Source organism: Roseobacter sp. HKCC-CH-9208, assembly GCF_037805125.1.
GTDB lineage: Bacteria > Pseudomonadota > Alphaproteobacteria > Rhodobacterales > Rhodobacteraceae > M30B80.
Genome location: NZ_JBBLYK010000001.1, coordinates 37,352 through 55,913, shown reverse-complemented (window position 1 = coordinate 55,913; position 18,562 = coordinate 37,352). Strand labels below are relative to the sequence as shown.

At 55.6% G+C, this 18,562-nt stretch carries 19 protein-coding genes and 1 tRNA gene; 8 read left to right on the top strand and 12 right to left on the bottom strand.

Annotated elements, in window-relative coordinates; translation table 11 throughout:
* Positions 1 to 6 precede the first annotated feature (6 nt).
* Both AAC621_RS00315 and AAC621_RS00310 read right to left on the bottom strand, forming a co-directional pair.
* Entirely contained in the window at positions 7 to 459 is a 453-nt protein-coding gene (locus AAC621_RS00315) for an RbsD/FucU family protein (RefSeq protein ID WP_340242635.1), read from the bottom strand.
* 31 nt (positions 460 to 490) lie between these two features.
* Positions 491 to 1,555, bottom strand: coding sequence for an ABC transporter ATP-binding protein (locus tag AAC621_RS00310; RefSeq protein ID WP_340251053.1), 1,065 nt, complete (start codon positions 1,553 to 1,555; stop codon positions 491 to 493).
* A gap of 222 nt (positions 1,556 to 1,777) precedes the next feature.
* Between AAC621_RS00310 and AAC621_RS00305 the strand changes: the two genes are divergently transcribed.
* From AAC621_RS00305 to AAC621_RS00290, 4 genes are all read left to right on the top strand, one after another.
* Positions 1,778 to 3,415 (top strand): extracellular solute-binding protein, encoded by a 1,638-nt coding sequence (locus tag AAC621_RS00305; protein WP_340251051.1) that lies wholly within the window; start codon positions 1,778 to 1,780, stop codon positions 3,413 to 3,415.
* 82 nt (positions 3,416 to 3,497) lie between these two features.
* The gene (locus AAC621_RS00300; protein ID WP_340251048.1) at positions 3,498 to 4,679 is read left to right on the top strand and encodes a carbohydrate ABC transporter permease; all 1,182 of its coding nucleotides are present in this window, start codon (positions 3,498 to 3,500) and stop codon (positions 4,677 to 4,679) included.
* A 1-nt stretch (position 4,680) separates the two neighbouring features.
* Positions 4,681 to 5,598 carry a carbohydrate ABC transporter permease gene (locus tag AAC621_RS00295; protein ID WP_340251046.1) on the top strand — a complete coding sequence of 306 codons (918 nt, stop codon included), beginning with the start codon at positions 4,681 to 4,683 and terminating at the stop codon, positions 5,596 to 5,598.
* Positions 5,598 to 6,053: an RbsD/FucU family protein gene (locus AAC621_RS00290; protein WP_340251044.1), complete on the top strand. Its 456-nt coding sequence runs from the start codon at positions 5,598 to 5,600 to the stop codon at positions 6,051 to 6,053. The genes AAC621_RS00295 and AAC621_RS00290 overlap by 1 nt, the downstream gene beginning before the upstream one ends.
* A 13-nt stretch (positions 6,054 to 6,066) precedes the next feature.
* Here the strand turns inward: AAC621_RS00290 and AAC621_RS00285 are convergent, their stop codons facing one another.
* The 4 genes from AAC621_RS00285 to AAC621_RS00270 are packed head-to-tail and all read right to left on the bottom strand — an operon-like array spanning position 6,067 to position 10,210.
* On the bottom strand, positions 6,067 to 6,807 hold the full coding sequence (locus tag AAC621_RS00285) for a creatininase family protein (protein ID WP_340251042.1): 741 nt from the start codon (positions 6,805 to 6,807) through the stop codon (positions 6,067 to 6,069).
* Positions 6,807 to 8,303, bottom strand: a complete 1,497-nt coding sequence (locus AAC621_RS00280) for an FGGY-family carbohydrate kinase (RefSeq protein ID WP_340251040.1) — start codon at positions 8,301 to 8,303, stop codon at positions 6,807 to 6,809. The genes AAC621_RS00285 and AAC621_RS00280 overlap by 1 nt, the downstream gene beginning before the upstream one ends.
* Positions 8,304 to 8,318: 15 nt before the next feature.
* Positions 8,319 to 9,410 (bottom strand): M42 family metallopeptidase, encoded by a 1,092-nt coding sequence (locus AAC621_RS00275; RefSeq protein WP_340251038.1) that lies wholly within the window; start codon positions 9,408 to 9,410, stop codon positions 8,319 to 8,321.
* Positions 9,407 to 10,210 (bottom strand): BtpA/SgcQ family protein, encoded by an 804-nt coding sequence (locus AAC621_RS00270; RefSeq protein ID WP_340251036.1) that lies wholly within the window; start codon positions 10,208 to 10,210, stop codon positions 9,407 to 9,409. Before AAC621_RS00270 ends, AAC621_RS00275 begins: the two co-directional genes overlap by 4 nt.
* A 106-nt stretch (positions 10,211 to 10,316) precedes the next feature.
* Here AAC621_RS00270 and AAC621_RS00265 point away from each other — a divergent pair, with 106 nt between their 5' ends.
* Positions 10,317 to 11,342, top strand: a complete 1,026-nt coding sequence (locus AAC621_RS00265; protein WP_340251034.1) for an aldo/keto reductase — start codon at positions 10,317 to 10,319, stop codon at positions 11,340 to 11,342.
* Between the two features lie 22 nt (positions 11,343 to 11,364).
* Positions 11,365 to 12,204, top strand: a complete 840-nt coding sequence (locus tag AAC621_RS00260) for an amidohydrolase family protein (protein ID WP_340251033.1) — start codon at positions 11,365 to 11,367, stop codon at positions 12,202 to 12,204.
* Here AAC621_RS00260 and AAC621_RS00255 read toward each other — a convergent pair.
* Genes AAC621_RS00255 through AAC621_RS00245 form a run of 3 tightly spaced genes read right to left on the bottom strand, consistent with a single transcriptional unit; the run spans position 12,199 to position 14,816 of the window.
* Complete coding sequence (locus AAC621_RS00255) at positions 12,199 to 13,095, bottom strand: PfkB family carbohydrate kinase (protein ID WP_340251031.1); 897 nt, start codon at positions 13,093 to 13,095, stop codon at positions 12,199 to 12,201. The two genes, AAC621_RS00260 and AAC621_RS00255, sit on opposite strands and share 6 nt — an antisense overlap.
* On the bottom strand, positions 13,085 to 14,077 hold the full coding sequence (locus tag AAC621_RS00250; protein ID WP_340251028.1) for a sugar phosphate isomerase/epimerase family protein: 993 nt from the start codon (positions 14,075 to 14,077) through the stop codon (positions 13,085 to 13,087). Before AAC621_RS00250 ends, AAC621_RS00255 begins: the two co-directional genes overlap by 11 nt.
* A gap of 10 nt (positions 14,078 to 14,087) precedes the next feature.
* Positions 14,088 to 14,816, bottom strand: coding sequence for a GntR family transcriptional regulator (locus tag AAC621_RS00245; RefSeq protein WP_340251026.1), 729 nt, complete (start codon positions 14,814 to 14,816; stop codon positions 14,088 to 14,090).
* 95 nt (positions 14,817 to 14,911) lie between these two features.
* Between AAC621_RS00245 and AAC621_RS00240 the strand changes: the two genes are divergently transcribed.
* Positions 14,912 to 16,429, top strand: a complete 1,518-nt coding sequence (locus AAC621_RS00240) for a UxaA family hydrolase (protein WP_340251024.1) — start codon at positions 14,912 to 14,914, stop codon at positions 16,427 to 16,429.
* Between the two features lie 5 nt (positions 16,430 to 16,434).
* Here AAC621_RS00240 and AAC621_RS00235 read toward each other — a convergent pair whose 3' ends face one another.
* Positions 16,435 to 17,187 carry an SDR family oxidoreductase gene (locus AAC621_RS00235; RefSeq protein ID WP_340251022.1) on the bottom strand — a complete coding sequence of 251 codons (753 nt, stop codon included), beginning with the start codon at positions 17,185 to 17,187 and terminating at the stop codon, positions 16,435 to 16,437.
* A gap of 129 nt (positions 17,188 to 17,316) precedes the next feature.
* On the opposite strand from AAC621_RS00235, the gene AAC621_RS00230 reads away from it, so the two are divergent.
* The gene (locus tag AAC621_RS00230; RefSeq protein WP_340251020.1) at positions 17,317 to 17,649 is read left to right on the top strand and encodes a hypothetical protein; all 333 of its coding nucleotides are present in this window, start codon (positions 17,317 to 17,319) and stop codon (positions 17,647 to 17,649) included.
* Between the two features lie 21 nt (positions 17,650 to 17,670).
* Here AAC621_RS00230 and AAC621_RS00225 read toward each other — a convergent pair.
* Together AAC621_RS00225 and AAC621_RS00220 are read right to left on the bottom strand one after the other, a co-directional pair.
* Positions 17,671 to 17,760: transfer RNA gene (locus AAC621_RS00225), tRNA-Ser, on the bottom strand.
* 85 nt (positions 17,761 to 17,845) lie between these two features.
* Entirely contained in the window at positions 17,846 to 18,562 is a 717-nt protein-coding gene (locus AAC621_RS00220) for an alanyl-tRNA editing protein (protein ID WP_340251018.1), read from the bottom strand.

Sequence of the window (18,562 nt, the reverse complement as noted above, 5' to 3'; positions counted from 1 at the left end):
TTCCCCCTATGCGTCAGGGCCGATCACGCCTTTGCGCAACATGAAGCAGCCATAAAAACGCCGCTCGCCCGTTTGAATCACAGCATAGCTTTGCCGCGCCATATCATAAAAGGCAAATCGCTCAATGCTGATCATGGGCCGCTCCGCCCCTTCGGCGGCGTTGATTTTTTGCTGCACCTCGGCCTGAACGGCGGGGATTGTGTCAGGCTCGCCCACAATTTCCATACGGCCGGCAAAATCATCAACAAAAGTATCAAGGGGCATGACCGACAGAACCGCCTCGACCGCCTCGGCAGCGGTGAGGTTATCCATGCGCAACAGGTTGCCGTAAACCGTGGCGCGGGCAACCGAGTCGGATGGAAAATTCGTGTCCGCAATTATCAGAACATCGCCATGCCCCATCATGCGCAAAACATGCAAAACATCGGCATTAAGCCTTGGATCAATTCCTTTCAGCATGATACCCCCCCTTTTTCTCGAATAGTGATGATCACACGCGTTCTTTGGTGGATTTATCGAAAATATGCAGGTGATCTGGATCAGCCGTCATTGTGATCATTTGACCCACCTTGAAATCGCGCCGCTCGCGCGAGATCAGTGTAAAATCCTGCCCCGTGCTATGGCGCAACATCACATGTGTCTCTGAACCTGTTGGCTCGATCACTGAAATCGTGCCAGAAATCCCCTCATCCGCGATTTGCAAGGCCTCGGGACGGATGCCGATGATGACCTCTTGGCCTTCGTCAACGCCCGCCCCTTTTGGCAAGGAAACCACCGCACCACCGATCTGCGCCGCCAGAGAACGCCCAGATTTGACCACCTGCCCTTCAAAGAAATTCATCGAAGGGCTGCCGATAAAGCCCGCAACAAAGACATTGCGCGGGCGGTCATATAGCTCAAGCGGGGTGCCAATTTGTTCGATATAGCCGCCTTGCATGACCACAATCTTATCGGCCATCGTCATCGCCTCGATTTGGTCATGAGTTACATAAACTGTGGTTGTTTGTAGCCTTTGGTGCAGTTCCCGAATTTCGGTACGCATTTGCACGCGCAATTTCGCATCAAGGTTTGAAAGCGGCTCATCAAACAAAAACACCTGCGGGTCACGCACAATGGCGCGCCCCATGGCAACGCGTTGGCGCTGCCCGCCTGACAAGGCGCGGGGATAGCGATCAATATAAGGGGTCAGACCCAAAATCTCGGCGGCGCGATCAACGCGGCTGTTGATCTCACCCTTATCCATGCCGCGCATACGCAAGGAAAAGGCCATATTAGCACGCACTGTCTTATGAGGGTAAAGCGCGTAATTCTGGAACACCATCGCGATGTCCCGCTCAGCCGGTGGCAAATTATTCACGATACGATCACCAATTTGGACTGTACCACCCGTTATACCCTCAAGACCTGCGATCATACGCAAAAGAGTTGATTTACCACAACCAGACGGGCCAACTAAAACAACAAACTCACCGTGTTCGATGTCAATATCCAAACCATGCAAAACCATTACATCGCTGTAGGACTTCATCAGTGATCGTATTTCTAACCCTGCCATGCTCATGTTCCTTAAGTCAGTCGGCCTTTAACAACTAAATCGAAAGTCTTTCTCTGTCCATTCCAGATGCATACTAACATGTTAGAATCTTGACAGAATGATTGCTGGCTGGAAAGATAATATCGCTAGCAACTAAAAAATATTCAAACGTCGGACTCAGCTAGCGTCAAAACTGCACAAGTTAAGCGAAGATATCTGGGAGGATAAGTCGTGAAAGTTGAAATGTATAAAGCTATTGTGGCTGCACAGATGAGCCGCCGTAATATGCTCAAAGGTGCCGCCAGCGTCGGCGCAATTGCCGCCGTAGGTGGCGCTGGTGCCTTGACAGCACCTAAAGTTGCGAACGCAGCAGGTCATAGTGACGTCCGCGCTCAAATTCTACAAATTCCGGGGGTAGGAATGGGCTCACCGACCGATGCAGACTGGCAGCGCGTTGGAGAGTTATGCCTTGGTCCGGTCCGAGAGAATGTTGCGGAAGGCGAATTTGAAGGTGTTGAACTGACTTTCTTGGGCCTCAACAACCAAAACCTGCATAACTTCTTGTTCCGCGGGTTCCTCAAGCCATGGGAGGCCTACACAGGCGCGAAGATCAACTGGATTGACCTTGCACAGGCCGATTATAACCCCCGCTTGCAGCAGGCAATTGCCACTGGCACAGTTGACTTCGACATCATCGAAATGGGCGCCCCATTTGAAGGCGACACCGCAGGCAAGGGTCTGTTGGATGAAATGCCAGAATGGGTGAAAGACCAGATCGAAGCCGATGATTTGGTTGGGTATTTGCAGCCACCTGTGGGCACATGGGATGGCAAAACATATCGCATTACCATTGATGGCGACTGCCATACATTCTGCTATCGCAAGGATTACTTCGGCAATGGCGCAATCGGTGGGGCAGAAGTGCCACGCACATGGCAACAGGTGAACCAAGTGACCAAGGATTTGGTGGGCAAGACCGACCCCCTCACTGGTCTGCCTGCGCATGGCTATCTTGACCCGCTGAAAGGCTGGGGCGGTTTTGGCTTCTACTTTATTGCCAACCGCGCTGCCGCCTATGCCAAGCACCCAAGTGACCCAGCATGGCTGTTTGATCCAGACACCATGGCCCCACGGGTAAACAATCCCGCATGGGTTCAGGCCATCCAAGACGTGATGGATTTGATCGAGACTCCAGGTGCATACCCTGCAGATCAGATCAATGCTGACCCCGGGACAACAGGCTTCCAGCAATTCTTGGCTGGCACAGGTTCGATGCTAATGTGGTGGGGTGATATTGGCTCCAACGCACGGACATCAGATACGTCCGTAGTCGGTGACGTTGTAGGCTTTGGTATTAATCCGGGCTCAGACCGGGTCTACAACTCGCAGACGGGCCAGTGGGAAGACACCTACAACGAGGCGCCCAATATGGCCTATTTGGGCTGGGGCATCTATGTCACCAAAAACGTGCAGGGTGATGACCTTAAGCGTAAAGCTGCTTGGTCTGCGGCGGCGCATCTTGGCGGCAAAGATATATCCTTGTGGATGTCCGCATATCCATCGGGCTTCCAGCCCTATCGTAACTCGCACTTCCAATATGACGAGTGGGAAGCAGCGGGCTATGACCGCGATTATGTTGAGGATTATTTGGGCTCGAACGCGGATAGCTACAACCACCCTAACGCGGCAATTGAACCGCGTATCCCTGGTATCTTCCAATACTACTCGGTGGCGGAAGACGAACTGGCCAAAGGGTTTGCCGGCCAATACGGATCGGCACAAGAGACCGCCGATGCGATTGCCGCTGCCTGGGAAGGCATCACCGATCAAATCGGTAGAGACACTCAAATCAGCCTCTATCGCGCCTCTCTCGGGCTCTAAGGGCAAAAACACGCTGTGGCCGATCTTTCGGGGTCGGCCACAGACTTGTTAATCCATTTACACGATAAATCGGGCGATAAGCATGGAAGACGGCGACAGGCTTCACGTGGTGACGGCAGATCACATTTCGGATCAACGCCGCCGTTTGGGAAAAACCCTTGTCTGGGGATCAGCCGCGCTGATGGCATTGATTATGGCCGTACAAACCCTCGATGGGATTGGCACACTGTCCATCGGGTTTGAAAATTGGCGGCCCTCCCTCTATGCGTATCTATTTTGGTCAACCTGCCTTTGCGTGTCGCAGGTTTTGATCCGCGGCGAACATGGAAAACGCACATTGTTTGTTCTGCCCGCCGCGTTATTTGTGATCTCTATGGTGGTGTTCCCGCTGCTCTTTGGATTGGTCATTGCCTTTTCAGATTGGAACCTCTCCTCGCCCGATGGGCGGCAATTTAATGGCATCGACAATCTGCGGCAGATGGCGGGCGACCCGTTTTACTGGAACGCGATGCGCAACATGTTTTGGTATACCGCCGCGATTGTTGTGGAATATACGGTTGCCTTTGGCCTTGCCCTGTTGCTGAACGGGCAAATTCGAGGGCGCAAATTCTTTCGTGTGGCCTTCCTTCTGCCATTGATGCTGTCCCCCGTTGCGGTCAGCTGGATGATTGGTAAATCCATGTTGGAAATCCGCTTTGGCCCGATTTCGCGCTTTATGCGCTATATCGCCGCCGAGCCTTCAGCCGACCTGCCTGCCCCGCTGTTTTGGCTGGGTTCCTATATCAGTGATTTTGGTCAATGGTTGGGATGGGCAAGCCCGTCCTTCTTCGGCTCTGCGGGGGTTGCGCGTGCGATGATCATGATGATGGACGCGTGGACGTTCATCCCTTTCATGATGATCATGATCCTTGCAGGGCTTCAGGCAATCCCGCGCGAATTGTTCGAAGCGGCCGAGGTCGATGGCGCCTCGAAATGGCGGCAATTTTGGGAGGTGACCTTCCCCTTAATGTTGCCCGTTTCCATCACTGCGATTTTGATCCGCATTATCTTTAAGCTCAAATTGGCGGATATCATCATCAACATCACCTCGGGCGGGCCAGGCGGCGCGACCGATAGTGTAACCAGCTTTATTTTCCGAGAATATCGTGACCGATCCAATGTGGGATATGGCACGCTTTTGGCGATTGTTTATTTGGTTGTGATCGTGATTGCGATGACAATCCTGATGAAACTGGCAGATCGCTGGATGAAACCGAGGTATTAAAATGTCGGCGCAGATTTTCAAAGACAGCGACACTGACCGCAAATTTCGCCCCGTTTGGTATCTCTCGCGCGGCCTGATCTATGGCGTGTTGATCCTATGGGCCATTGTGTGCCTGTTTCCAATTTTTTGGACAGCCACAACAGCCTTTAAGACCGCGCCTGATGTGATGCAGGGCAATATAATCCCTTGGGCAGATTTCACGCCTAATTGGTTGGGGTGGCGCTCGCTTGGCCTGTCACCTGATACGATTGGAAACGAATCCACCGTGCGCGAAGAATTTCTCAAGCGCTTTTGGAATTCGACAGTCGTCTCTGTCACCGCTTCGTTTTTTGCGGTCGTTTTGGGCAGTTGCGCCGCCTATGGCCTGTCGCGGTTCAGCTACAAATTTGGCTTCATGCGCAATTCGGACATCTCGTTCTTTTTCCTCAGCCAGTTGATCCTGCCGCCTGTGGTTTTGGCCCTGCCCTTTTTGGTTTTATATAAGTCGCTTGATCTTCTCGACACACGGATTGGGTTGATCTTGCTTTATACGCTGACAGTTTTGCCCATTGTTATTTGGATCATGCGGGATCAGTTCAGCTCAATCCCGACCGAGTTGGAAGAGGCAGCCTTGGTTGATGGGTTGTCGATCTGGGGAGCCTTTAGCACCATTGTGATGCCAATCGCCCTGCCCGGTATGGTGGCCGCGTTCATCTTGTCGCTTGTGCTGACATGGAACGAGTATTTCTTTGCAGCACTTCTGACCTCATCTGCGGCAAAGACCTTGCCTGTGATGGTGGCCTCACAAACGGGCTCACAGGGCATTTCATGGTGGTCTATGGCGGCGCTGTCCTTTGCGGCGATTGTGCCCTTGATCATCATCGGCATCATCCTTGAGAGATATATCATCAAGGGCATGGCAGCAGGGGCGGTCAAATAATGCTGAAGGGCATTGATCAGCGCCTTTCCGCTGAAATCGTCTATGCGCTGATGCAAATGGGGCATGGGGATGATCTGGTGATCTGCGACATCAACCACCCCGCCGTGACCATCGCAAAAGAGACGACCTATGGCAGCCTTTTGGATATGGCGGGGTGCGATATTCCGACCGCAACGCGCGCCATTCTGTCCCTCATGCCGCTCGATAGCTTTGTCCCTGCCCCCGTTAGGCGGATGCAAGTTGTGGGTGACCCAGAGGGCGTAGTGCCTATTTTCGACAAGATGCAGAAGGTTCTCGATGCCTCAAACGGTGCGCCTGTCTTGGTCGAGGCCTTGGAACGATTTGCCTTCTACGAGGCCGCAAAGCGGGCCTTTTGCATCATTCGCACCGCCGATAGCGGGCCCTACGGCTGCTTTATCCTGAAAAAAGGTGTGGTGGATTTAGCGCCGCTTTAGCGCACGCGGGGTGTTAGCTCAGGCGCTTGCGCATCTCAGCCATGATCAAGGAAACCCCTTTCGCGCCAAGCTCTGGTGTCGCCTCACTCGCGCTTGACGTATACCATGCGGCGTTCTGCGCCATGCGCGCAGCCTCGACCACATCGGGGGCAAGTGCCATCATCAGGGCAGTTTCCCCTGCCCCCGCATGATCAAAGGGATAATGCGCCGTCACCTCGGGCCCCATAAGCGGGTGAATTTTGATCCAGTTGAAGGGATCACTGCCCTTGGCGTGCTCAGCATAGTAATCGGCCATGGCGTTATCGCCCCACCACCCTTCGCCGCGAGTCTCTTGCAGATACCGAAACAAGGCGCGCCGCGCCGCGAATTTGAACGCCAGATCGGTTGGCATACCTGCGGTGAAGTTTTCCGATTGGTGATGGATAATGCCGTGAATATTGCGAAACCCGATGCGCAAAAGCGCAAAAAACATATCCTCGGCCAGTGCCGAAATTTTGGATGCATCAATATCCATGCTGCCCGTGCCCTCTGGCCCCGCAACCGCATAACTGGCCGCGCCATAGGCAAAGGGCGGTAGGATCACCAAATCCATCTCCGCCTCAAGACGCGCGAGGATCTCTGTGACCGCCAAGAGATCCATCCCAACGGCCATATGTTCGCCGTGATATTCCATAACCCCAAGCGCCAAGGCGACAGGCGTGTTTTCGGCAATCGCATGCCGAATTTGGTGGGGCAACATCCGCTCGAACCGCATTACTGCCCCCCTGATAGGCTATGCACCACGCCGCGGCTGTCCTCGTATAATTGGCGGAACAGCTTATAGTGACGGGTATGCGCCGCGCTATGGTTGGGCGCCACTTCGTGGGTGGAAGGGTTCCATTTGCTGATATCCTCGGGCCGCGCAGCCCCAATGGCGCAGGCGGCAAGGAATGCGTCCCCAAATGACGCGCCGATGGTCTTTTCACAGACGATCTGCGGGATATTCCCAAAATCTGAGGTTGCCTGTAACCACAGTGGGTTTTTCGTGCCGCCCCCAACCGCCAAACAGCGTTCGGGTGAATGGCCAATCTCGCGATAGGTTTCGATAACATGGGCAGTTCCCATCGCAATCCCCTCAATCAAGGCGCGATAGATGTCGCCACGGCTATGGGTCAGGTTCAGGCCAAAAATCGCCCCTTTGGCCAACGGGTCATGGATCGGCGTCCTTTCGCCCGAAAAATAGGGCAAAACCAAAACGCCATTGGCCCCCACGGGGGAGGCTGCCGCCTCCTGTGCCAATGTGCCAAAGGCGGTGTCCTTTGGCAGGTCTGAGGCGAACCTGTCGCGAAACCAATGGGTCAGCGTGCCCGATGTGGCAAGGCCCGCCATTGAGGCGTGGCTGTCGGGCCAAAGCCATGGCGCATACCACAGCCGTGCGTCACTCACCCGTTCTGCGGTGCGCTGTATGATAAAGATGGTCGAGCCATACATCATCATCATATCACCCGCCTCTTGCACCCCGACACTCAGCGCCTCGGCAGCGGCATCAATTGTGCCTGCCGTTACAGGGGTGCCAACGGCCAACCCCGTCTGCGCTGCGGCCTGTTCGGTCACCCGCCCTGCAATCTCGCTTGACCATAAAAGGCGCGGCAAACGCCCCGTTTCGATGATCTGATCGCTTAAGGATTGTGTCCAGTCCTGCGTGGTTACATCGTAAAGCGGGCTGAAATTTGCAGCTGTGTAATGGTCAATGACATGTTCCCCCGTCAGGCGATGCACGAGAAACGAGGTCGAGGTCAGAATTTTCGCTGTGGCCGCGTAAAGATCGGGCTGCGTCTCTTTCAGCCACAGGATTTTTGGCCCCACAGATTGCGAGGTCAGCGCGTTGCCGCAGCGTGCCAAGATCTGATCTTCGCCAATCTCAGCGTTAAGGCGGTCAATTTGCGTGGTGGCGCGGGTATCCACCCCATAAAGCACGCCATTCATCAAGGGCGTCCCTGCGGCATCCACGGGCAGCATACAGGGGCCGATGGCTGAGGTGGCGATGCTGGCAATCTCCTGCGGATCAACCTCAGACTGGGCAAGCAGCGCCTTGGTGACCGCAACGAAATCACCCCACCAATCTTCTTCTGCGCGATGCTCGGCCCAACCCGCGCGTGGCACGATCATCTCATGTCTGACAGCGGCCTGCGCCAAAATCTGGCCGACCTCATTGGTCAAAACACCCTTTGTCTCATAGGTGCCAATGTCTACGCCAAGAAACACGGCCATAGCCCAAGCCCCCCATTAATCGCGGTTGAGATTGAAATCTGGGCCAATTTGCGCAAGCCCTGTTTCAAGAAGCTGCGCAAGATCAGTCAAATCACTGAGCGCGCAAACCTCGAGACTGGAATGCGTGTAGCGGCATGGAAAGCCCAAATCGATTGCGGCAACACCCTGCCCCATCTGCTGAATATAGGATAGGTCAGTCAAAACCCCGACCTGCGCGCTGCGCTGCAGGGGCAGATTGGCCGTTTTGGCAGCGCCTTCGAATAGGGCAACCATCTCAGGGTGCGGGATCACACCATTGAGGGTGCCCCGACCATGAAAGGAATAGAGCGACATTCCGGGGCCACCGCCCAAAACCATCTCCCCCCGATCCGCCATGTCGGGCGTGTCACAGGCCAGCATCAGATCTAATTGTATGGCAATATCAGGCTGCGAAATTTGTGCAGCAGACATTGCACCCCGCAAATTGAATTCTTCTTGAACCGAAAAGACGATGGCAACAGGCGGCCCTGATTTGCGCGCTTGAAGGCGCGCGGCCAAATCCAGAAGAACGGCACAGCCCGCGCGATCATCAACGGCTGTGCCCGCAATGCGGCCATTTGCCAATTCGATCACATTGGGCCGATAGACCACGGGCGTGCCGATTTGCACCCCTGCGGCCTCTGCCTCAGCCTTGGCTGTAAAGCCTGCATCAATGCGGATCTGCGGCGTGGTCAAAACCTGATATTTCTCGTCAGGGGTGGTTGCGTGATGCGATTTATTGGCAATCACAGCATCAATATCACGCCCTTCCCCGATACAGAGCCGCACCGCCTGCGAGGCTTGCGCACGCTCGGGCACGCCGCCCATGCGTTCAACCCTGATGCTGCCATCTTGTTCGATTTTACGCACAAAGAACCCAAGCTGATCCATATGCGCAAAAACCATCACGGACGGCGCATCAGGATCGCCTGAAAACCGCGCGATGAGATTGCCGAGCCTGTCGGTTTCATGCGCAATACCCATTTGCGACAGACGCGCCGCAATCGCGCGGCGCACCCGATCCTCATGGCCTGACAGGCCCACGATCTGCATCAGATCAATAAGATCTTTTTTTAATTGCTCGCTCATCTGATTGCTCGCACCCGATCCATGAAATCCTTGGCCCGATCAGGATCAACCGCGTTCCATGTGTGCCCATCCACCTTGAGCGCCGATCCAATAATACAGCCATCCGAGACCCGCATAACATCGGCCACAGTTTCATGCTTAACGCCTGTATTCGCCAAAACGGGCGCATCGGGCACAGCCGCTTTGACGCTTTCGAGATCCTCCATTTTCGCGGCCTCACCCGTGATGGTGCCTGAGACTAGAACCGCATCAGGGATGGACGAGAACACGGCGCTGCGCGCACGATCCGCGACCGAGCGCTGATCAAGGCTATAGGCGAATTCGGCACTAATGTTGAAAAACTTTGCAACATCGCCCGCGCCGACACGCGCGCCATAGCGATAGGCCGCACCCGCATCAGGCGCCCAAACCCCCATATCCGAGGCATAGGTGCCCGTGAAAATCTCACGCACAAAACGCGCGCCTGTTGCCGCCGCCAAAGCAAGGCTTGCTTTGGGATCCCACAAAACATTCACGCCAAAGGGTACAGTGATCTCATCGCGCAGCCGACCGATGACATAGGCCATGGTCGCAGTCGAGGCAGTATCTACATTCAATTCATAGGGGCGATCATTCTCATTTCCAAACATCACCGCATCAACGCCTGCGGCCTGCAAGGCGTGCAAATCTTTCCTGCAGCCTGCAATCAACCCCTCAATACCTGCCTCTGCATCATAGAGCGGCGCACCTGGCAGGGCGCCGAAATGAACCATGGCGATGACAGGTTTCTTATACCCAAAAATAGCTTTGAATTTCTGCACGACACTCTCCCATGCGCGACCTGCGCGAGACATAGCCTAACGTGAAACTATCTTGCATCCAAGGCAAAACATACTAGCATGTCAGTTAAACCTTGGAGGGAGCAGAATGATCAAATTTCGCAATTGGGATCGCCTTGGAAATGGCGGGCTGAGGCTGAGCGAGCTCGGGTTTGGCGCGGCCCCTTTGGGCAATCTCTATCGCGCGATCTCTGAGGAGGATGCGCAAAACACCCTGCAAGATGCGTGGGATGCAGGGTTGCGGTATTTCGATACTGCACCGCTTTATGGGCTTGGCCTCTCTGAGACGCGGATCAACCATTTTCTGCGGGGTAAACCGCGCGAAGACTATGTGATCTCGACCAAGGTTGGGCGGCTGATGCAGGTCACAGCGCCAGAGGCGCGGGATGGGATCGGGAAATGGTTTGATGTGCCCGCGCGGCGCGAGGTGTTCGATTATAGCTATGATGGTGTGATGCGCTCTTTTGAGGCCTCGCTTGAGCGCTTGGGAATAGACCGCATTGATGTGCTTTATGTGCATGATCTTGACCTCTTCACCCACAAGACCAATGCCGTGCTTGAGGAAAAGCGCGCCGCATTCATGGGGGGTGGCTTAGCCGCGCTGACCGCATTGCGTGATCAAGGGGTGATCACGGCATTTGGTGCGGGCCTGAATGAATGGCAAGCATCTCAATGGCTGGCCGAGCGTGGCGATTTCGACATCTTCCTTCTTGCGGGCCGCTACACGCTGCTTGAGCAAGAGGCGCTTGAAACCTTTCTCCCCCTCTGCGCCGCGCGTGGAATTGGGATTGTCATTGGCGGCCCCTATAATTCGGGCATTTTGGCGACAGGTGCGCACGAGGGGGCGTATTTCAACTATGACCCTGCCCCGCGACACATCTTGGACAAGGTCGCGGCCATTGAGGCGGTTTGTGCCGCGCATGATGTGCGCCTTGTCGATGCCGCCTTTCGGTTTCCGCTGATGCATCCATCGGTGATCTCGGTGATCCCAGGAGGGCAAAGCCCTGCAGAAATGGCCAGCAATCTGCGCGCGGCACAGGCGCAAATCCCGCCCGCCCTTTGGTCTGATCTCAAATCCGCAGGATTGATGCGCCAAGACGCACCAACCGCCTAAATTCGCAACGGGGAGACAAACGATGCAAATTGATGCCCACCAACATTTCTGGAACCCTGCCCGTGGCGATTATGGATGGATGGATCCCTCAAACGCCACGCTCTATCGCCCCTATGGCCCGGATGATTTACGCCCGCATCTGGCGCGTCATGGCATCGATAAAACCGTTTTGGTGCAGGCCGCCCCAACAGTGGAGGAAAGCGCCTATATGTTGGGCCTTGCCGATGCCACGCCTTTTGTTGCAGGCGTTGTGGGGTGGATTGATTTTGAAAATCCAGACGATGAGGCGGTCTTAGCGCGATTTGCAAAGCATCCTAAATTCGTGGGCGTGCGCCCCATGATCCAAGATATTGAAGACGATAACTGGATGCTGCGCGCAGATATCGCATGGGCCTATCAGGCCATCGCCAAGCATGATCTGTGCTTTGACGCGCTTGGATTTCCGCGACATTTGGCGAATTTCCACACCATCTTGACCCGCCACAGCGAGATGCGCTGCGTGATTGATCACTGCATGAAGCCGCAAATCCACGCGCATAGCGCCGAGACGTTTCAGGTTTGGGCCGATGGCATGGCCGCTTTGGCGCGTGACACCAAGGCCTATTTGAAATTTTCGGCCCTTGTGACCGAGGCAAATGAAGGTTGGACAGTCGAAGATCTCCGCCCCTATGCGGATCATGTCTTTGCCTGTTTCGGCGCTGAGCGCATCATGTGGGGGTCAGATTGGCCCGTCTGCCGTCTGCGGGCGGAATATGACGCATGGCGCCATGCAGCGGAGGAGCTGACCCATACTCTAACCGCCGAAGAACGGGCACGGGTCTTTGGCGGCACGGCGGCCGAGGCCTATCGCTTGGCGCTATAGGCCAAAGGCATGGTGCAGTTGCGCAGAGGTAATATTGGCGCGTCCCTCAAGCGGGGTTGAGACATGAAGGGCCGCCGCCCCTTGGGCAAAGGCCGCAGCCGCCGCTAAATCGGCACCGCGCGCAATCTCAGCGGCAAGCGCCCCCACGAAAGCATCCCCCGCCCCATGGGTGGAGATGACGGGCACGCGATGCGCCTTGGCCTCAAAGCGAGTGCCGTCCCGCGCTTGCGCGATATAGCCATCCGCGCCAAGTGTAATGATCACCGCACGCCCTTCGCGCGCAAGCTGCGCTAAGGCCGCCCCAGGATCGGGCAGATCATGCGGCAGCCCTGCCTGCATTGCGGCCTCTAGGCGATTAACCACCAAAATATCAGCCCGCTCAATCATCACCGCGTCACGCGCCAAAGCGGGGGCCGCATTCCAGATAACGATGACATCCTGCGGCAAACGCGCCAAGAGCGCGTGATTTTCCGCAACAGGGATTTCATTTTGCAGCACGACCACTTTGGGGGGTGGGTCAAGTTTTGCCTGCTGCGCGTTGATTTGGCGGTTCACGCCCGAAACGACCACGGCGCCATAGCTGCCATCATTTTGCACGATGGCCACGCTCATGCCTGAGGCCCCATCACACGTGGCAAGCATGGACCTATCGACATCTGCGCGCGCCAGTTCAGCGCGCAAAGGCTGCGCAAAATCATCCGTGCCAACCACGCCAATCATGGCAACCTTGCCCCCCATGCGGGCGGCAGAAACCGCCTGATTGCCGCCTTTGCCACCAAAACGATAGGCCACATCTTGGCCCATCATCGTCTCGTCTGGGGCGGGCAAAGCGGGGGCGTTGACAATCACATCAAGATGCAGCGCCCCCATCACAAGGATATCAGCGCCCATCGGGGATCACCCCGCCATAAAGCCGCTCGGCGATCAATCGCTGGGTGAGGGCCGCGTTTTGCTTTTGCAACAGATCAGACAGCTCTGAACTTTCGGCGAGTTCTGCGGCAATGGCGCGCAACCGCTCGATAATCAGGATATTTGTGCACCCCTCTTCAATCGGGTTCAGGCCCGAATGGTCGGGAAATGTGTCGAAATAAATAACACCATCATAGCCCATGCGGTGCAATTGCACGAATAACTCGACTGTCGCCACAGGATGCACCGTGCCCGCCATCAAGCCATCATCGCGCTTGCCATAGCCATCATTCAGGTGAACCCCCAAAATCTTGGCATGGCGCTGCGCCAGATAGGCCACATGGGCGGGCATTTCATTTGCATAAAGCACATGGGCAAAATCCACAGTGACGCCCAAATTTTCGGCCCCGACATCACGAATGGCCAATAATGTTGTGGCCATGTCGGGCATCAGCGCAAAGGCGCGGGGCTCATTGGGTTTATATTCGATGGCAATTTGCAGATCGCGGTTATGGGCGCTGACTTCGGCCAAAGCATCAAGCGTATCGCCCCAAAGACGCGCGTAATCGGCCTGAAGGGCGTAATCAAACCCGTCTTGGCCCATCCAAAGGGTCATCACGCCCCCACCCATTTCCGCCAAAGCATCTAGACCCTGTTTGGTCAGATCAATCGCCTTGCGCCGTGTTGCGGGATCTGGGTTGGTAAAGGCCCCTATGGCAAAGGCAGGGTCAGAGTAATAGCGCATCGCAAGCCCGTTTAACCCCAAGCCATTATCGCGCAACATATCGCCAATCTCGCGCGCAGGACGCCCTTCGAAATGATCAGGATAGTTCAAATCCGCCGCATCCATCCCCTCAACACGGGCGGCGGCGGCAATCATGCCCGCAATACCCCGCCCCTCGGCCAGTGGTTTGAATGCATTCAGACGCGCGGCATAGCGGGGTTTATTCGCAGGATAGGACATTTACTGACTTTCAACTGGGGTCGAATAATTCTGGATGGGTCTTCTCAAGCGGGATCAAAGATTTCATCAACTGGCCCAAATGGGCGCGCATCGCTTTTCGCGCCGCTTGCGGATCACGCGCGGCAATCGCATCGACCAAATCGTAATGCTCTTGCAATGTCTCGGCCACGCGCCCTGGCATGGGCAAGATCAACTGCCGTGCGCGATCCACATGAAGCCATCCCGTTTTGGCAATGGTCGATAATTGCTTGAACCCCGTAAAGCCGATGATGAGATCGTGCATTTCACCATCTAGCCGATAAAATTCGGCAAAATCGCCCTCCTCAACCATCACCTTTTGCAGGCGCAAATTGCGGCGCAATTCGGTGATCTGCTCGTCTGTGATAATCTCGGCCAAAAGCTCGGCGCAGGCCAGTTCGATACTTTCCCGCAGAAACGCACCTTCGCGAATTTCTTCCATCGAGAAGCGCGCGACAAATGTGCCAGATTGCGGCACCACATCCACCAAACCCTCGTTGGAGAGGCGTGTTATCGCCTCTGCCACAGGGGACCGCGACACGCCAAGCGTTGCGCAAATATCCTGCTTGCGCAGCGCCTCGCCCGGTTTGTAGCGCAAGGTCAAAATTGCCTCACGCAGGGCGGCGTAGGTGCGCCGTGCCAAATTCCCTTCATAGTCATCCAAAGACCGCAGCCTAAATTCGCTGCCTTGCGCGGGGTCTGATGGTGAATTCTCTTGCATCATGTCGCTCAATCTCAATAATTCTAGCATGTTAGTATGATTGCCGTGGAAATTTCAAGATCGTAAACTCTCACTTTGAATGAATGATGCCAGCGATGACCCAAGATATTTTGATCCTGAACGCAGATGATACGGTCGGAATTGCCTTGGTCGATATCCGATCAGGCGCGGCTCTATCATCTTTTGAAACGCTTGCGCAATCCGACATTCCAAAAGGGCATAAATTTGCATTGCGCCCCATTGCCAAGGGCGCGGCGGTGATCCGCTATGGTCAAATTATCGGCTATGCGACCGAAGATATTGCCGCAGGCGCGCATGTGCATAGCCACAACCTGTCTTTTGGCGATCACAAACGCGGCTATGAATTTGCCACGCAGAACACCCCCCTTCCTGCGGCGGATGAAAGCGACAGCTTTATGGGCTATCATAGGCCTGATGGGCAGGTCGGCACGCGCAACTATATTGGCATTCTGACATCCGTGAACTGCGCAGGTAGTGTGGCCCGTTTCATCGCGGAGGCTGCTGAAAAATCGGGGCTCTTGAAGGATTTCCCAAATGTCGATGGGATTGTCCCGATTGTGCACAGTTCTGGCTGCGGGATGTCTGGCTTAGGCGAAGGGTATCAGATGCTTTTCCGAACCTTGGCAGGATATTCGAAAAACCCAAATTTTGGGGCGATCCTGTTGGTCGGTCTGGGCTGCGAGGTGATGCAGGTGCCTGACCTGATCGGCCCCGCCCGTCTGCGCGATGGCGTGAGTTTCCGCTATATGACCATTCAGCAGACAGGCGGCACAAAGCGCACAATTGAACGGGGTCTCAGCATGCTGCGCGAGATTGCAGCCGTGGCCAATCGTGCGACACGCGCCCCTGCGCCGGCCTCAAAATTGGTGGTAGGCATGCAATGTGGGGGCTCGGACGGCTATTCTGGCATCACCGCCAACCCTGCCATGGGGTATGCGTCTGATTTAATCGTGCGTCAGGGCGGCACCACAATCCTGTCTGAAACCCCAGAAATCTATGGGGCAGAGCATCTTTTGACCCGCCGCGCGATATCGCCCGAAATTGGTGAAAAACTGATTTCGCGTATTCAGTGGTGGGAAGATTATACCGCCCGAAATGGCGGCGAGATGGACAATAACCCATCCCCAGGCAACAAACGCGGCGGGCTGACCACAATTCTTGAAAAATCTTTGGGCGCAGTGGCCAAAAGTGGAACTGCCCCTTTGGCGGGGGTTTATGAATTTGCGGAGACCCTGACCACGCAGGGCTTTGTCTATATGGACAGTCCTGGATATGATCCATGCTCGGTCACAGGGCAGATTGCCTCAGGCGCCAATATCATCACATTCACCACGGGCCGTGGGTCTGTGTCGGGTTATATGCCCACACCTTGTATCAAGCTTTCGACCAATGATGATCTTTATGCCCGCATGGGGGACGATATGGATATCAATTGCGGTGACATCATCAGCGGCGACATCAGCCTTGCAGATAAGGGGCAAGAGATTTACCGCGAAATCCTACGCGTGGCCTCGGGCGGCACCACGAAAAGCGAGGAATTGGGCTTTGGTGGGGTCGAATTCGTGCCGTGGCAAGTGGGGGCAGTGATGTAGTTGGATCAGAGCGTCAGCTTGCGATCCAGATGCACATATCCGCCATCCACGAACATCCATTGCCCCGTGGTATGGCCCGACCGCGCAGAGAGCAAAAACACCACCATTGCCGCGATTTCCGCGATTTCGGTCATCCGGCGCGACAGGGGAATCGCGGCCTCGATCTTGCCGCGCATCCCATCTGGATCAGGCAAGGTCGACAGCCAGTTTTGATACATAGGCGTCATAACCTCGGCGGGCAAAACAGCATTCACGCGGACACCCTCCGAGGCCAGCTCCGCCGCCCATTCCCGCGTCAAACCCAAGACGCCCGCCTTTGCGGCCACATAGGCCGATGTGCCGCCCTGCCCTGTCACAGCGGTTTTTGAGGCCACATTGACCACCGCACCACGGCTTGCGCGCAGGTCATGATGCAGGTGATGCATCAAGGTGTAATATTGCACGAGGTTGAGATTGAGAGATGCCCGAAACGCGTCAGGCCCCGCATCTAGCCCCACGCCATCATTGAGGCCTGCATTATTCACAAGCCCGTAAATCGTCCCGAATTCAGCGCGAATGTCGCGCAATGCTGCAGCACAAGCCGCATCATCGGTCAAATCAAGGGTGACGGATGTCGCAATCTGCGCCACCTTGCAGGGGTTTTTGTCGATCACGATGACCTTGGCCCCTTCGGCCACAAGATCCTGCACAATCGCCTCGCCAATCCCCGATGCCCCGCCTGTCACGATGCAGGGTTTCCCCTTTAGTTCAAAATCCATGACCCGCCCCCATTTCTCGCTTACATGACCCCCATGGTTCACAGGGGCGAACATCCATCCCATTCCCCTTGCTTGTGCGCAGGCTTTCGGCAATCCTATCGCTGCAACACATAGAATGGAGCGGGACAGATGTTTGTAAGATGCGCCTTTTTTAAGGGTAAAATCAAGGATGGCATGGAGGCAGACTTCCACAGCCATTGGTGCGAAAATCTTGTGCCGCTTTGGTCAGCCTTTCCCAATCTGCAAGAGTTGCGCGTGATGCGCGAAGTGGAAAGCGATGACCCCGACAGCCCCTTCCCGCTTGTGATGGCCATGAAATTCAAAACCCGCGATGACATCGAAGAGGCGCTGAATTCCCCCACAAGATGGCAAAGCAAAGAAGTATCAAAGCGGCTGTTCGAGATGTTTGACGGCCATGTCATTCACACGGTCTTTGCCGCCGATCAGTTTGATCCGATGTAAGCAGCTCATCAAAGGGTGGGGTGGCGGACAGACAGGGATTCGAACCCTGGAGACGGTTTCCCGCCTACACGCGTTCCAGGCGTGCGCCTTCGACCACTCGGCCACCTGTCCGTGAGGGGTCTCCTATAGGATTTCACCCCCTTTGTGCAACCCGTGAATTGACATCCCCCGCAGAGAATTTCACCGTAGCCCGAGATTAGGCAAACCCGATGCTGACGCGGCGGTTTTGGCGGCCTTTGTTTTCGATTTTAAGGATCTCCAATTTGCCGATCTCGCCCGTGCGCGCAACATGGGTGCCGCCGCAAGGTTGCAGGTCAATCTGCGCAGCCCCCTCGCCGATTTGCACAAGACGAATACGGCCCGCGCCGCGCGGGGGTTTTACCGAGAGGGTTTTGACCATCTCAGGCTTTGCATCCAATTCCGCCTCGGTGATCCAGTGCTGTATTACGGGCAGGTTGCGATCCACCAATGCGTTAAGTTGACCTTGCAGGATCATACGCTCGGGCAAACTATCGGGAATGTCGAAATCAAGCCGCCCGCGTTCCGCGCCAATCGCCCCGCCTGTCACCCCATAAGGCAGCACAACAGACAAAAGATGCAAGGCGGTGTGCATGCGCATATGATTAAAGCGGCGCGCCCAATCAAGACGCTGCTCAACCGCCGCGCCAGATTTTGGCAAGGCCACGGGTTCGGCAGGCAAGAGAACAACATCCCCGCCCTCGCCCTTCATCGTGGTGGCGATGGCGATGCGCCCGCCCTCGTAATCCAACCACCCGCTATCGCCCGGCTGCCCGCCCCCTTGGGCATAGAAAATGGTTTGATCCAAGATGATCCCACCTGCATCCGTCAGCCCCTTTACAGTCGCAGGCGCAGTTTTGCGATAGGCATCTTCCAGAAATAAAAGCTCACTCAT